At 44.9% G+C, this 13736-nt stretch carries 15 protein-coding genes; 2 read left to right on the forward strand and 13 right to left on the reverse strand.

Annotated features, from left to right (window positions below):
• Nucleotides 1–9: 9 nt before the first annotated feature.
• Genes sdhC through ICE89_RS05460 form a run of 3 tightly spaced genes read right to left on the reverse strand, consistent with a single transcriptional unit; the run spans nt 10 to nt 1444 of the window.
• A complete protein-coding gene (sdhC, locus tag ICE89_RS05450; RefSeq protein ID WP_072583075.1) occupies nt 10–369 on the reverse strand; it encodes a succinate dehydrogenase, cytochrome b556 subunit in 360 nt (119 codons plus the stop codon).
• Nucleotides 366–716 carry a succinate dehydrogenase gene (locus tag ICE89_RS05455; RefSeq protein ID WP_072583076.1) on the reverse strand — a complete coding sequence of 117 codons (351 nt, stop codon included), beginning with the start codon at nt 714–716 and terminating at the stop codon, nt 366–368. Before ICE89_RS05455 ends, sdhC begins: the two co-directional genes overlap by 4 nt.
• Nucleotides 713–1444: a succinate dehydrogenase/fumarate reductase iron-sulfur subunit gene (locus tag ICE89_RS05460; protein ID WP_216265152.1), complete on the reverse strand. Its 732-nt coding sequence runs from the start codon at nt 1442–1444 to the stop codon at nt 713–715. The genes ICE89_RS05455 and ICE89_RS05460 overlap by 4 nt, the downstream gene beginning before the upstream one ends.
• An 82-nt stretch (nt 1445–1526) precedes the next feature.
• Here ICE89_RS05460 and ICE89_RS05465 point away from each other — a divergent pair, with 82 nt between their 5' ends.
• On the forward strand, nt 1527–2402 hold the full coding sequence (locus ICE89_RS05465; protein WP_216265153.1) for a LysR family transcriptional regulator: 876 nt from the start codon (nt 1527–1529) through the stop codon (nt 2400–2402).
• Here ICE89_RS05465 and ICE89_RS05470 read toward each other — a convergent pair.
• The 8 genes from ICE89_RS05470 to ICE89_RS05505 form a co-directional block, all read right to left on the reverse strand.
• Nucleotides 2397–3545: an iron-containing alcohol dehydrogenase gene (locus ICE89_RS05470; protein WP_216265154.1), complete on the reverse strand. Its 1149-nt coding sequence runs from the start codon at nt 3543–3545 to the stop codon at nt 2397–2399. The genes ICE89_RS05465 and ICE89_RS05470 overlap by 6 nt on opposite strands.
• Nucleotides 3546–3565: 20 nt before the next feature.
• Entirely contained in the window at nt 3566–4570 is a 1005-nt protein-coding gene (locus tag ICE89_RS05475; protein ID WP_216265155.1) for a galactitol-1-phosphate 5-dehydrogenase, read from the reverse strand.
• Between the two features lie 11 nt (nt 4571–4581).
• Nucleotides 4582–5355, reverse strand: coding sequence for an SDR family NAD(P)-dependent oxidoreductase (locus ICE89_RS05480; protein WP_216265156.1), 774 nt, complete (start codon nt 5353–5355; stop codon nt 4582–4584).
• Nucleotides 5352–6665 carry a histidinol dehydrogenase gene (gene hisD, locus ICE89_RS05485; protein ID WP_216265157.1) on the reverse strand — a complete coding sequence of 438 codons (1314 nt, stop codon included), beginning with the start codon at nt 6663–6665 and terminating at the stop codon, nt 5352–5354. The genes ICE89_RS05480 and hisD overlap by 4 nt, the downstream gene beginning before the upstream one ends.
• Nucleotides 6666–6747: 82 nt before the next feature.
• A complete protein-coding gene (locus tag ICE89_RS05490; RefSeq protein ID WP_216265158.1) occupies nt 6748–7812 on the reverse strand; it encodes an ABC transporter substrate-binding protein in 1065 nt (354 codons plus the stop codon).
• A gap of 31 nt (nt 7813–7843) precedes the next feature.
• The gene (locus tag ICE89_RS05495) at nt 7844–8641 is read right to left on the reverse strand and encodes an ABC transporter ATP-binding protein (RefSeq protein WP_216265159.1); all 798 of its coding nucleotides are present in this window, start codon (nt 8639–8641) and stop codon (nt 7844–7846) included.
• 3 nt (nt 8642–8644) lie between these two features.
• Nucleotides 8645–9430, reverse strand: a complete 786-nt coding sequence (locus tag ICE89_RS05500) for an ABC transporter permease (protein WP_216265160.1) — start codon at nt 9428–9430, stop codon at nt 8645–8647.
• Nucleotides 9430–10197: an ABC transporter permease gene (locus tag ICE89_RS05505; RefSeq protein ID WP_255558718.1), complete on the reverse strand. Its 768-nt coding sequence runs from the start codon at nt 10195–10197 to the stop codon at nt 9430–9432. Before ICE89_RS05505 ends, ICE89_RS05500 begins: the two co-directional genes overlap by 1 nt.
• A 106-nt stretch (nt 10198–10303) precedes the next feature.
• On the opposite strand from ICE89_RS05505, the gene ICE89_RS05510 reads away from it, so the two are divergent.
• Nucleotides 10304–11332 (forward strand): LacI family DNA-binding transcriptional regulator, encoded by a 1029-nt coding sequence (locus tag ICE89_RS05510; protein ID WP_215321642.1) that lies wholly within the window; start codon nt 10304–10306, stop codon nt 11330–11332.
• 157 nt (nt 11333–11489) lie between these two features.
• Here ICE89_RS05510 and fdx read toward each other — a convergent pair whose 3' ends face one another.
• Both fdx and hscA read right to left on the reverse strand, forming a co-directional pair.
• On the reverse strand, nt 11490–11828 hold the full coding sequence (gene fdx / locus ICE89_RS05515; RefSeq protein ID WP_215275308.1) for an ISC system 2Fe-2S type ferredoxin: 339 nt from the start codon (nt 11826–11828) through the stop codon (nt 11490–11492).
• 39 nt (nt 11829–11867) lie between these two features.
• Nucleotides 11868–13733, reverse strand: coding sequence for a Fe-S protein assembly chaperone HscA (gene hscA / locus ICE89_RS05520; RefSeq protein WP_216265162.1), 1866 nt, complete (start codon nt 13731–13733; stop codon nt 11868–11870).
• Between the last annotated feature and the right edge of the window lie 3 nt (nt 13734–13736).

Genomic DNA, 13736 nt, shown 5'->3' on the forward strand with positions numbered 1-13736 from the left:
TCAGCCTAATCAACTAGCAAAATATAAAAATAAGAGTCCGCAAGCGATGGCGAACAGGATGGAGAGCTGTATCCAGCTCTTACGCAAGCCCTTCCATGGCCCAAACTCAATCATTAACAGGCGTATTCCACCGGCTAAATGAACAGCCAGTAAAATCACAAGAACCCACTCTCCAAACTTAAATACCCAGAAATCCGTTAAAGCTAAAGATTTTTCAAAGCCCTGTGCACCTCGCAAGGATTGGGAGAGCATTAAAAAGTGTAGTGGAATAAAGCATGCCAATAACAGACCAGAAAAGCGATGGCATATATATGCGAAATAAGACAAGTGACTTTTAGCGCGGTAATCTAACTTTGGTCTGGAGCTCATAACTGACCGCCTGTAAATACCCCAATAACTGCTGTAGTACCAAGTACCAAAATCAGCAAAGCCAGAATCCAAGATAGAGGCCTAGCTAACCCACTCTTAGGGAAAGTTTCCTGCAGAATATTCGCAACGCCGATTGGCGCATGTACAAAACAGGCAATAACAAACACTTCATAAAAAATGGCAAATAGGATGTTGCCTTGAGTGCGGCCTAATATCTCTTGAGCACTTAAGCCACCTCTAATGGCGTAAAAAATGATCAGTAAGTGAATCGCTACACAAAGTCCAAGCACCATAGCACTAATTCTTTGTGCATACCAAAGCTTTGCCTGCAGGATGCCCGTACTCATAACTTGCCCCATCTACTTCCGCGGACAGCAGCCCTTGCCACCAACTTTTTCAGGCCGGCAATACTTGCTGTCGGCTCAATAGCCTTCGGACAACGCTCAGTGCAAGAGCCTTGTGTATGGCATGCATGGCAGCCAGCATCGCCTGCTACGGCACGCATACGCTCAACTTGCTGAACATCCCTTACATCATTCGTTAGTGTCCAGGCGCGATTTAATGCAGCCGGACCCAGATAATTTGGCCTAGACTCTACAACCTCACAAGAGGCATAACAAACACCACAACCAATACATTCAATTCCTGCATTAGCTAACTGACGCTCTACAGAATTTGGTTCGACCTTAGCAAAATCATCATGGCGGGTTTGATTGCCTTTAAAGAATCCAACTGCACCTTTCCACTTATTAAAAAACTCTCGCATATCAGTTGCAAGATCTTTAATGACGGGCAAGTTATTCAAGGGGGCGATCTCTAATGAATCACCCTGAAGAATTTGAGAGACGTGCGTACGACAAGTCCAGCGAGCCACACCATTAACAGTCATAGCGCAGGAGCCGCACATACCTACCCGACAAGCAAAGCGATAACTCAAGGTGGAATCAAGCTTCCTCTGAATATAGGTAACCACATCCAAAACCGTTTGATTTGGGTTGCGAGGCACGAGGTATTCAACAAACTCGCCCTCCTGGGAGCCGCGCCACACCCTTACTTTGAGATCAGTATTTGACATGAATCTATTATATTGACGAATAGTAAAAAATAAATCGAATTAATTTTTCTTTGAGATAAAGTATTTATTTATAATAAAACCTATGTCTAGCATCAAAACCCTCAAAAACTTCCTTTCAATCACTCGTCATAAGAGTGTTGCTGCAGCAGCCAGGGAAATTGGTCTTACTGCTGCTGCCGCTGGCCAGCAATTACAACAACTAGAAAAAGAAATTGGCCTTGAGCTATTTGATCGGACTAAGCGGTCTCTTACACTAAATGCGCACGGCAGATCTTTAATTGAGCCTATCCAAGAAATTGTGGCTCGTTACGAGACTCTTGGCTCGGATCTAAAATCAGATCTTAGCGGCACTATTGTTTTGGGAGCACTCGTATCCACCCTGATGGGCGCATTCGGTAAAACTTTAAATGAACTAAAACAGAGCTTCCCCAGCCTTGAAGTGAAATTAATTGCTGGTTTATCGAGCAACTTCCTAGATCAGGTTTTAGATGGCAGCTTGGATGCAGCAATTGTCACAGAGTCTCCATATGCATTACCGCAAAACGTCCAATGGACCGAGCTATACAAAGAGCCGATGATCTTGATTACGCCAGCATCTCTATCAAAACGCAATGCAAGCTTAGCGCAATTTGAGCCTAAGCTTCCCTTCATTCGTTTCGAAAGAAATACTTGGACAGGCCACCTTGTAGATCAAACCATTAAAGCCAATAAGCTATCCATTCAAGAGGGAATGGAGCTTAACTCTGTTGAAGCGATTATTGAATTAGTGCGACAAGGGCTTGGCTACTCAATAGTCCCAAAGCTTGCAAATATTGCCTGGGAAAATGATCGACAACTATCAATTAGAGATTTATCCGGCAAGGCTATCTACAGAAAAGTGGGCTTATTAGAGCGGAAGAAACACAGCCGGCAAAATGTTACTCAACTAATTAAGCAGCAATTTTTATCGACTCTATAGCGCTTCTCGATATAGGGCAGCAGCATCACTCAGTGTGATCTCACGTGGACTGTTTTTTAGGAGGCGGGTTTGCAACATGGCATCCCTAGCTAATTGGTCTAAGTCATTCTCCGTAATACCGACCTCGACTAAATGCTGTGGCAATCCAAGCTCCCCAGCAAGTCCACCTAGATAATCGGCCAATCCATTTGCCTGCTCGATGGTTGTTCCCTTTAGACCTGGCTTAATAATCTGCCCGAGTTCTGCGTACATAGAATGTGCAACTTCAATGTTAAAGCGAATTACGGGTGCCAACATTAAGGAGTTGGACAAGCCATGAGGCACATGAAATCTTGCCCCAATCGGATATGCCAATGCATGAACTCCTGCTACTGGCGCGTTGGTAAATGCCATACCTCCTAGACAGGCACCGAGCAACATATTTTCACGCGCAACAATATCGCTTCCAGAGTTAACGGCTTTATGAAGATTGCCTGATAGCAAACGCAGCGCCTCTTTGGCTACGCAATCAGATATGGGATTTTTTTGATGCTTAGTTGTATATGCCTCAATAGCATGAACCATCGCGTCTATTCCAGTAGCAGCTGTTACGTGGGCCGGCAAGCCAAGCGTTAACTCTGCATCCAATATCGCCAAATCTGGCAATAGATGTGGCGAGAGAACACCCTTCTTTTCACTTTCACTAACAGTTACTACAGAGCTTTGAGTTACCTCAGAACCTGTACCAGCAGTTGTAGGCACCAGAATCAAGGGCAATCTTGGTCCTTTGGCCATTCCAATACCGTATATGTCGGCAAGATTTTCAGTACCAGGACTTAACAAAGCAACAAGCTTTGCTACATCCATCGAGCTACCGCCACCAAAGCCCACAATGAAATCTGCTTTACAGTCCTGCGCCACCTTCACCGCTTGATTAATTACAAGAACCGGAGGATCCGCCTCAACATCGGAAAAAATCTGAAATGGGAGCTTTAACTCTTTAAATTGGGGCAGCGCTTTATCTAGCAAGCCCGCAGAAAGAACGCCGGGGTCCGTAACAATTAAGACAGATTTGCCGCCTCGTTCCAGAATTTTTTTTGCAAGATTGGCTGAGCCGCCTCTTTCTAAAAAAATAGAAGGCGTGGAATGAAAGACAAATTGCATACTGAGTAACCCGTGAATATTTAAAACGGTTTTAGGAGAACTTTTGCACCAGCTATTTTTCCGGCATGTAAGTCACTAAAGGCCTGAGGCCCATTATCTAAAGACCGCTTTTCTACCCAAGACAAGTCGCCAAAGGCATTGCGAGCGAGTAAATTGACGGTGGCTTGAAGATCAACCGTGGAGTAGGTGTAGGTTCCAAGCAGTGTGATTTCAGCAAGCGTAAGCTTCCTCATATCAATTTCGCTAGCCCAATCCTGAAGACCTACATGCATCATCACACCGCCCGGCTTTACGGCAGCCAGTGCAGTGTTACGAGTAACCACAGCACCAACGCAATCCATCACAAACTCAACAGAATTCTCGGTAATTTTTTCGTCTATGGGATTGAGTGTCTTGCAGCCAACATGTTCCTCAATAGCTTTTCTGCGCAATGGGTTTACTTCGGCAACCGTTAAATCATCAACACCATAATGCTTCAAGAGCAGCGCAGAAAGCATTCCTATAGCGCCACCACCCAATATCAAAACACGACATTCTTGAATGGGTCTTTGAAGGGCTTGCATTGATAAGTTAATTGCATGAACAGCAGTGGCTGCTGGCTCAGTCAATGCAGCAGCATCCAGACTAAGACCTTCGGGTATGGCAATTAGTGAACTCGCAGGAATACTCATATATTCAGCAAAAGCTCCCGGTCTTGTCATTCCCACCATGGTACGATTGGCGCACAAATTATTTCTTCCCTGTAGACAATATTCGCAGTAGCCACAAGTAATCAATGGATTGCCTGTAACTCTCTGCCCCTTAGTGAAAAGCGAAGAGCTTGTATCAGCAATGATTCCAGCAAATTCATGCCCTAAAACTAAACCTGGTTTTCTTCTTGGGTCATGGCCATGAAAGGCATGCATATCACTACCACAAATACCTACTGACTCAATCTTGAGCACCACCTCCTCAGCATCCAGCGAAGGATAAGGACGATCTAAGATCTGCATTTCATTTGGCTGTGTATAGACCAAGGCTTTCATAATTACGATCCTTATATTGCGGTGTAACCGCCATCGAGCATGATGGTTTGCCCAGTAATGTAGGCAGAGGCATCGCTAGATAAGAAGATGGCTAAACCATGGATATCTTTCATCTCACCATTGCGACCTATCGCTGTTTTTTCTGCATGCATTTTGACTAAATCAGCATTGTTAAAGACTGGCGCTGTTAATGCCGTAGGAAAGAACCCAGGACCAATAGCATTACAAGTAATCCCGAACTTTGACCATTCCTGCGCGATAGCTCGCGTTAACTGAACGACCCCACCCTTTGCTGCACCATAGGGTGCGCTATTAGCAAAAGCGCGATAGCTCTGTAGTGACGCAATATTAATGATGCGGCCCCATTTACGAGCTTGCATTTGTGGTGCCAGAGCTTGGGTCATAAAAAATGGGGCAGCTAACTGCACATTTAATTGCTCTTGCCAGCTCTGTGGAGATACTTCTCCGTAGGGCTCTCTCAAGTTAATGCCTGCAGCGTTAACCAAGATGTCGACTTTTCCGAGATGACTTAAGACGCGCTTGGACAAAACCTCTGCTTGCTCTAAGTCGCTTAAGTTAGCAGTAAATGAGGAGGCCTTAATGTCCTGAGCGATAAGACGCTCTGCGGCTTCCTTCAAAGGAGCTTCTCTGCGGGCAGCAATAGCGACTTCAGCACCAGCCAAACCTAATGCAAGGGCAATGCCCTCACCTAAGCCACTACTACCACCGGTAATGAGGGCTGTTTTACCTTGCAGATTAAATAGTTGATGAATGATTTGACTCATACTTCTACTGGACTTCCAAGATCAAACTTCTCGTTAGGAAAGTACTTTTCTAAACGATCATCTGCAGTACGCGCATGCGCCTCCATTCCCTCTAGACGACTAATTCGAGCTGTTACTAGCGCCATTTCTTTGCTTCCCTCGCGAGTCATCTTCTGCCAAGTCAGTGTTTTCATGAACTTATGCACAGATAAACCACCTGAATATCTTGCCGCACCCTTCGTAGGCAAAACATGGTTTGGTCCACTAGTCTTATCTCCAAAGGCAACAGTAGTTTCTTCACCCAAGAATAAAGATCCATAGCATGTGAGATTGCTTAACCACCAGTCTAAGTCTTTTGCATGGACTTCAAGATGCTCGCTTGCATACTGATCCGAAATCTTAGCCAGCTCTTCTCGGGTGCTGCACACAATAACCTCGCCATAATCACGCCATGCGCAGGCAGCAGCATCTTTTGCTGTTGGCGGCAAGAGATCAATCATCTGAGGAACCAATGCTATTACTTCATTAGCCAATTTGGCTGAGGTAGTAAATAACCATGCAGGAGATTCGTGACCATGTTCAGCCTGGCCAACTAGATCACTCGCTACAATTTTTGGATCCGCCGTTTCATCTGCAATCACTGCAATTTCAGATGGTCCAGCAAATACATCAATTCCGACTTTTCCGAATAGAGAGCGCTTTGCTTCAGCCACAAACTTATTACCCGGCCCCACAACTACGTCAGCAGGTTTGCCGGTAAATAATCCATACGCCATCGAAGCAATCGCCTGAACACCACCCAATGTCATGATGACATCAGCGCCGGCGGCCTTAAATGCATAGAGTACATAAGGATGAATACCGCCACCCCTAAAAGGACTTGAGCATGCAATGATATTTTTAACGCCCGCTGCTTTTGCTGTAGCTACCGTCATATAAGCGGATGCAATGTGAGCATATCTACCAGAAGGCGCATAACAACCCACCACATTTACTGGCAACACCTTTTGACCAGCAGTAACCCCAGCATGTAAGGTGGTAGAGAAATCTTGAATACTATTTTTCTGAGCAATGGCAAAGTCATAGACTTGCTTTACAGCAAAATCAATATCTCGCTTCACTGTTGCTGGCACATCAACTAAAATGGCGTTCATAGCCTGCTCTGACATCACAATATCGCCAGACCATTTATCCAGTTTTAATGCGTAATCCTTAACAGCTGACTCACCATTTTTCTCAATATTAGCAAGCATCTCCGTCACTACCTGCTGAGCTGTAGATGTCTCAGTCTCTGGCGTTTTGGCTGCTTTCTTTAAAAAATCTATAGACATATTTCTATCCTTAGTTTTGTAAGCGCTTACAGTCTCTATCTAAAAAATGAGGCTACCCCCATTTTTTAGATTGCTTTATCGACTACTTAGAGTTGTTTGCAAATTCGCGAAGCTTTTTATCTGCATTTACCATTTTCATGAATTCATCAGTGATGTATTCATTTGCTGGCGGCACAGTTTGTATGGCGCCAGTTGATTGCATAAAGCCAGCAATAGAGTTAAACCATCCGTCTACTTGTGATGGACCCTTAGAGCCATCCATAATCTTCAACTCAGTCGCCAAGTCATAGTTAGGACGGGTATCAAACTCTTTCTTCATTGAGGCCTCAGAAATAGTGACGCCACCTTGCTCATAGAACTTTTTCATCATCGCAATTGCTTGCGGCTTATTGGCATTCATCCACTTCCAAGCACGCAAATACACAGCTAAGAACTTAGCCACATTTTGTGGATTTTCTTTTGCATAATCAGCACGTACGATCAAGGCACCAGGAACAAAAGCACCACCATCTTTACCGCTACAAATGACCTTTGCTCCAGCCTTCTCTTCGAGCGTATAAATATTTGGCGCCCACAGGCCGCCAAAATCTGCGTTACCGGAAGACATGGCAGAAATAATTTCGCCCTGACCCATATTCTTGATAACAACATCAGTCTTAGCTAAACCATATTTCCTAAGACAAGATTGAACCGCGTAATCTCCAGTGGAGTTACCAGTCAATACAATAGTTTGTCCTTTTAATGACTGAGGATTGGCTGCGAATGCCTCTGCAGCTTTACCAGTGGCTAACAAGGCATTGCCTGCTGACTCATCATTACTCAATCCGATAGTCTTAATACCAAAGCGGACATAACCCAATACAGCAGGAACAGATCCAGTGCCACCTACATCCCATGACTTGGAGGCAGAGGCTGCAATTTGCGGAACTCCAGCGGGGAAAGTGCTAAATTCTGGCTTAAGGCCCAACTCACCCCACCAGTTCTTTTCTGTTGCCACAAAGAATGGAAGTGCCCAATACAAAGCAGGCTGATAGCTCACCTTAATCTCGATTAATGCAGGCTTTGCTTGTGCGTAGACATTACCAACGCTTGCTGCTGCGAGTAACGTTCCCCCCAAAATACTTGCTAATGATTTCTTAAATTGCATTTTTATCTCCTTCAGATATTACAAAAGTGAATCAATGATCAACACCCAGGTTTTGCTCGCGCAACAACTTCCAAATCTGACTACGTAACTGCACAAAAGAACTTAAATCCATTACATCCTCAATACGACTATGAGTATCCCAACCTTCTTTTTCACGAATGGGCTTAATCTCGATCACATCTCGAATCAGACCGGGCCTCCTGGACATCACCACGACACGATCTGCGAGAAACACCGCCTCTTCAACAGCGTGGGTAATAAATAAGACGGTTTTAGGATTCTTGCGGGCAAGCCTTACAAGCTCTTCCTGCATAACCACTCGAGTTTGGGCATCCAAAGCGCCGAATGGCTCATCCATCAAAAGTACTTCCGGCTCTAGGACGTATGCACGCGCAATAGCTACGCGCTGCTGCATACCACCAGATAATTGATGAGGATAGGCCTGCTCATATCCATCTAGGCCCATCAGTGAAATTAAGCGGGCGGTTTTATCTCGTTTTTCGGCCGAACTCATACTCATGGATTTAAGGCCAAACTCAATATTTTCCTGAACTGTTTTCCATGGAAATAAAGCGAATTGCTGGAATACCACTGCACGGTCTGGTCCAGGCCCTTTTACCTCTTTACCGCCAACAAGTACCCGCCCTTTACTAGGCATTTCAAGGCCAGCTACCATGCGTAAGCAAGTAGTCTTTCCGCAACCAGATGGGCCAACGATCGCAACAAACTCTTTGTCTTTAACAGTTAAGTCAACACCGCCAACGGCCAAAAACTCTTTGCCGCTTTGTTTAAAGCTGCGCTCTACTGAATCGAAAACAATATCTGCCATAAATCAAATTTCTCTATAGTGAACAGCGAACTTTTCAGCTTGCCTTAAAAGCACATCAATCAATAAACCAATGAGACCAATTGCAATCATGCCGCTCATCACAATATCGGTCTGAATACTCGCCTGGCCTTTAACCATCATGTATCCAACACCACTAGATGCAACAATGAGTTCAGCGCCAACTAAGGATTGCCAACCTAATCCAGCAGATATCCGCAGGCCGGCAATGATTGATGGGATGGCTGCTGGAAATAAGACTTCGGTCATCAAACGCAACCTACCTGCCCCAAGCATTCTGGCTGCTTCAAGATATTTTTTATCTACGTGAATTGCTCCGCGATAGGTATTGATTAAGACTGGAGGAAATGCCCCCATAAAAATCACCAAAACCGGACCACCGATACCAGTTCCAAACCAGAGGGCAGCAAATGGAACCCAAGCGATTGGCGCAACAAAGCGAATACTTTCAAAAAATGGTGTGATTAGTTGATTGGCACACTTAGATAAAGCCATTAATAATCCTAATGGCACTCCAATCACCACTGCCAATAGGAATCCATATAAAAAGCGCTGAAAACTTGATGCAATATGAGCCAATAAGGTGTAACCAGAGAATGGCTCGTTGAGCAGGTAAACAAACCTCTGCAAAACCTCATGAGGCGCCGGAAGAAACTGCTTTGGAACGACCCCCAGCAGCACCGAGATATACCAAACCCCAAAAAAACTAGTAATGCCTAGTCCCGTCCACAATAAAAACTCACCTTGATTTAAGCGTTCTTGACGTGCCATTACGCTCTCCAAGGTGTGGCATAGCGCTCAGCCTTAGCCAATATCTGAGTCATCAACCAACCAGAAACTGCTACGCTAATCATACCCACCATAATCATTGCCGGATTAATGTCTTGAGCCGCTTGATTTAGGATCGATCCCAAACCTAAAGTTGCGCCAACTAATTCCGCCGCAACTAAAGTGGTCCAGGATGCCTGAAGTGATAGACGTAAGCCAGTAAAAATAAACGGCAATGCGCCAGGAATTAACACTTCGTAATAGTAAGCAAAACGACTAATACCCAACATTGCAGCGGCTTCGCGCTGCGGCACCTCTATTGATCTAACACCAGTGAAGCTATTAATCACTGCTGGCACAAAGGCTGCTACATAAATCACCATCACCTTAGCGGAATTACCAAGCCCTAGCCAAACAATAGCCAAAGGAATCCATGCCAAAGGGGGTATTGGCCTCAAGGTTAAAAATATTGGATTTACAAAAGCTTCAATTTTCTTATTCGCCCCCATCAGAATCCCAAGCAGGATTCCCAATGAGGAAGAGACCAAAAATCCGGAGGTAACTAAAATAACGCTTTGTAAGACATGTTGATGAAGTTTGCCATTGCCGTAACCCTGTAAGGCAATAATTCTGAAAGAATTCCAGGTTTCTGTGGGCGATGGAAATCTAGCAATTGAGATTGTGCCTGTCCACTCTGTCAGCCCAAACCAAGCGAGTAGCAGAATCGCACAGAACAAAAAGAAGGATAAAAGCTTGCTAAAAATTTCCAATTCCTCATAAAATAAATAAAATGTAAGCGCTTTCATTCTAACCATAAATTACTTGCAAAATTAACACCACCAACTGAAATTGACTAGGGCTTTCCCTTAGGTTTTGATGAAAAATAAAATTGGCTCTATCACCATAGTTCATGTAGCGGCTGCAGCAAAAGTTTCTACCGCAACCGTCTCCAGAGCCTTAAATAATCCAGATGCAGTTAGCGCCGAGCTAAAAGAAAAAATTAGTGGTGTTATTAAAAAATTGGGGTACATACCGAATGCTGGGGCTCGCGCATTGATGCTTAAGCGCTCTGGGACTATTGGCGCAATTGTTCCCACTCTTGACAATGCAATTTTTGCACAAGGGCTTGCAGAGTTTCAACGTCAACTAAATCAATCTGGGCACCAACTTTTAGTAGCAAGCAGTAACTACGATCCCGAGATCGAAGCAAACCAAATAACCAACCTACTGACTCGAGGCGTTGAAGGTATTGCCCTCTTTGGCGTTAGCCAGCGGCGCGAAGCATTAAAACTTCTGAAAACTCGCAATATTCCATATATACACGTGGGCTCATTATCCACACCCTATAACGGGTACGCCTCCGGCTTTGATAATCGAGAGGCAATCAAGCCCGGGGTTCAGCACCTACTCTCTCTTGGACATAAACATTTTGGGATATTGGCAGGCATCACTACGTACAATGATCGTGCTAGAGACCGGGTTGATGGAGTTATTGAGCTTTTGACTGAGAAGAAAATTCAGATCAAAAGCGATGTGATAGTGGAGTGTGCTTATGGTTTACATGAGGCGCGTCTCGGATTAAAAAAATTGCTCCTCAACAATCCCAAAATCACTGCAATTATTTGCGGTCAAGACGTTTTAGCTCTGGGCGCGTTGCTTGAGGCTAAAAAGCAAGGGCTGAGAATTCCAAAGGACTTATCAATCATTGGATTTGATGACTTAGAAATTTCTCAACACATCACACCCAGTCTGAGCACTATCCACATAGATGCTATAGGTATGTGGGCGCAAGCGGCCAATCACCTCATTTCCCAAATTAAAGGTGTGGATAACCTTCCCAGAAAAATCAAAACAAGTGTTAATTTGGTTATTCGTGAATCTAGCTCGTCACCACCAAAACTCTAAGCGCGCCCCAAAAGAAAAAGCCACCCCGAAGGATGGCTTAAAAGATTTTTTGGAGGTACTACCTAAAGAATGAACTACAACTTCATATTAGTCCCGCCAGAAATTGCTCTTTACTAAGTTTGCATGATTGCAGGCATTAATGCATTATTTTGGTGCATTAATGATTCTCTTTGGCGTGATTGATTGAATATTTAGGGATTTCAATCACTAAATCTTGTTTGGCGACAATGGCTTGGCAAGATAAACGGGACTGGGGGTTTAGCCCCCATGCACGATCAAGCATGTCTTCCTCATTCTCATCAGGAGGATTAAGACTGTTAAAGCCCTCTTTCACAATGACGTGGCAGGTAGTGCAAGCACACACCATATCGCAGGCATGCTCAATCGGAATATCGTTTTCCAATAAAGCCTCACAAATCGAAGTGCCTGGGGCAACCTCAACAACTGCACCTTCAGGACAATATTCACTATGTGGTAGTACAACGATTTGAGTCATGATTCTTTTCTATTGGTATTCGGTTTGTATTTTGTTTACTTAAATTTCAGCAACGTTCTTGCCAGATAGGGCTTTTTGAATACTAGCGTTCATGCGTTTTTGCGCAAAGTCATCCGTCGCTTTGGCGGCATGATCAACTGCCTTGCGAACAATGGCGCTATCAGTTTCTTCATTTAAGATCTTTTGCAGGGCTGCCATCTCTTGATCAACCTCTTTCTGCTCTTCCACACTCAGTAAGGAACGATCACTCGCTAACGCAGTTTGAACTGCATCCAGCAAGCGCTGCGCATTCACTTGCTCTTCACGTAAAGACCTAGAAAGTAAATCTTCTTTGGCTGATGCAAAACCATCTTGTAGCATGCGAGCAATTTCAGCATCTGTTAAACCATACGAAGGCTTGATATCAATAGATGCCTTGACTCCAGAGCCTTGCTCTACCGCGCTTACAGACAATAAGCCATCGGCATCCACCTGAAAGGTGACCCGGATACGGGCTGCGCCTGCAGCCATTGCTGGTATGCCGCGTAATTCAAACTTACCTAATGAGCGACAGTCTTGCGCAAGTTCGCGCTCGCCCTGCACTACCTGAATGGCCAAGGCAGTCTGCCCATCTTTAAAGGTCGTGAAATCCTGCGCTCTGGCAACTGGAATCGGTGTATTGCGTGGAATGATTTTTTCCACTAAACCGCCCATAGTTTCAATACCAAGCGATAGTGGAATAACATCTAATAGCAGCCACTCATCATCTTTACTCTGATTGCCAGCCAATAAGTCAGCCTGCATCGCAGCACCTAATGCAACCACTTGATCAGGATTTAAATTATTTAAGGGTTGAGTGCCAAACAACTCACCTACAGCACGCTGCACATTCGGCATGCGAGTTGAACCGCCCACCATCACTACGCCTTTAACGTCTTCTGCCTTAAGGCTGGCATCGCGCAATGCTTTTTTACAAGCCATCAAAGTCTTAGCAACTAGGTTTTGAGTTATTTCAAAGAGCTGTGCCTGGCTAACCCCAACATTGACTACCGTGCCATCTGCCAAAGTTTCATGCACGCGCGCTAGAGGGTTGTGACTCAGCAGCTCTTTGGCATGCTTACAAGCTTGCAGGAGCGTACGATGATCGTGAATGGATAAAGGAGGAAGCTTAGCTTGCTCAATCACCCAACAATACAAGCGGTGATCAAAGTCATCGCCGCCTAGAGCAGAATCACCACCTGTAGCAAGCACCTCAAATACGCCGCGACTCATGCGCAGTATGGAAATATCAAAGGTGCCGCCACCTAGGTCATAAACGGCATAGATACCTTCAGAGGCATTATCCAATCCGTAGGCAATTGCAGCAGCAGTAGGCTCATTCAATAAACGGAGAACTTCGATGCCGGCTAACTTAGCAGCATCCTTGGTTGCTTGACGTTGCGCATCATCAAAGTAAGCGGGCACTGTGATCACTGCGCCAACAATCTCATCAGACACAGAGTCTTCCGCTAATTGACGCAAGCGCGCCAAGATTTCCGCCGAGACTTCAATTGGACTCTTATCCCCAGCAACTGTTCTGATTTTGAGCATGCCTGGTTGATCAACAAAATCGTATGGGGCGCTTTCAATATTCTCGACATCTAGCAAGCCGCGACCCATGAAACGCTTCACTGAAACAATAGTGTTTTTTGGGTCAATGACCACGCTCTCAAGCGCTTCAAAGCCAGCTTGAGTTCTGCCATTAGGCAAATAACGAATAACGGAAGGAAGTAACTCGCGCCCCTGCGCATCTGGTAATACTTTAGGCAAGGCATCACGCACAATGGCCACTAAAGAATTAGTGGTTCCCAAATCAATACCCACGGCAATACGGCGCTGATGGGGCGCCAGCGATTTACCAGGTTCAGAGATTTGTAATAATGCCATAGG

This window comes from Polynucleobacter sp. AP-Kaivos-20-H2, from assembly GCF_018882215.1.
In the GTDB taxonomy this organism is placed as follows: domain Bacteria; phylum Pseudomonadota; class Gammaproteobacteria; order Burkholderiales; family Burkholderiaceae; genus Polynucleobacter.

Excerpts from the sequence above, each read along its gene's own strand:
- sdhC (WP_072583075.1), bottom strand. The coding sequence starts at position 369 with ATGAGCTCCAGACCAAAGTTAGATTACCGCGCTAAAAGTCACTTGTCT.
- ICE89_RS05455 (WP_072583076.1), bottom strand. The coding sequence starts at position 716 with ATGAGTACGGGCATCCTGCAGGCAAAGCTTTGGTATGCACAAAGAATT.
- ICE89_RS05460 (WP_216265152.1), bottom strand. The coding sequence starts at position 1,444 with ATGTCAAATACTGATCTCAAAGTAAGGGTGTGGCGCGGCTCCCAGGAG.
- ICE89_RS05465 (WP_216265153.1), top strand. The coding sequence starts at position 1,527 with ATGTCTAGCATCAAAACCCTCAAAAACTTCCTTTCAATCACTCGTCAT.
- ICE89_RS05470 (WP_216265154.1), bottom strand. The coding sequence starts at position 3,545 with ATGCAATTTGTCTTTCATTCCACGCCTTCTATTTTTTTAGAAAGAGGC.
- ICE89_RS05475 (WP_216265155.1), bottom strand. The coding sequence starts at position 4,570 with ATGAAAGCCTTGGTCTATACACAGCCAAATGAAATGCAGATCTTAGAT.
- ICE89_RS05480 (WP_216265156.1), bottom strand. The coding sequence starts at position 5,355 with ATGAGTCAAATCATTCATCAACTATTTAATCTGCAAGGTAAAACAGCC.
- hisD (WP_216265157.1), bottom strand. The coding sequence starts at position 6,665 with ATGTCTATAGATTTTTTAAAGAAAGCAGCCAAAACGCCAGAGACTGAG.
- ICE89_RS05490 (WP_216265158.1), bottom strand. The coding sequence starts at position 7,812 with ATGCAATTTAAGAAATCATTAGCAAGTATTTTGGGGGGAACGTTACTC.
- ICE89_RS05495 (WP_216265159.1), bottom strand. The coding sequence starts at position 8,641 with ATGGCAGATATTGTTTTCGATTCAGTAGAGCGCAGCTTTAAACAAAGC.
- ICE89_RS05500 (WP_216265160.1), bottom strand. The coding sequence starts at position 9,430 with ATGGCACGTCAAGAACGCTTAAATCAAGGTGAGTTTTTATTGTGGACG.
- ICE89_RS05510 (WP_215321642.1), top strand. The coding sequence starts at position 10,304 with ATGAAAAATAAAATTGGCTCTATCACCATAGTTCATGTAGCGGCTGCA.
- fdx (WP_215275308.1), bottom strand. The coding sequence starts at position 11,828 with ATGACTCAAATCGTTGTACTACCACATAGTGAATATTGTCCTGAAGGT.
- hscA (WP_216265162.1), bottom strand. The coding sequence starts at position 13,733 with ATGGCATTATTACAAATCTCTGAACCTGGTAAATCGCTGGCGCCCCAT.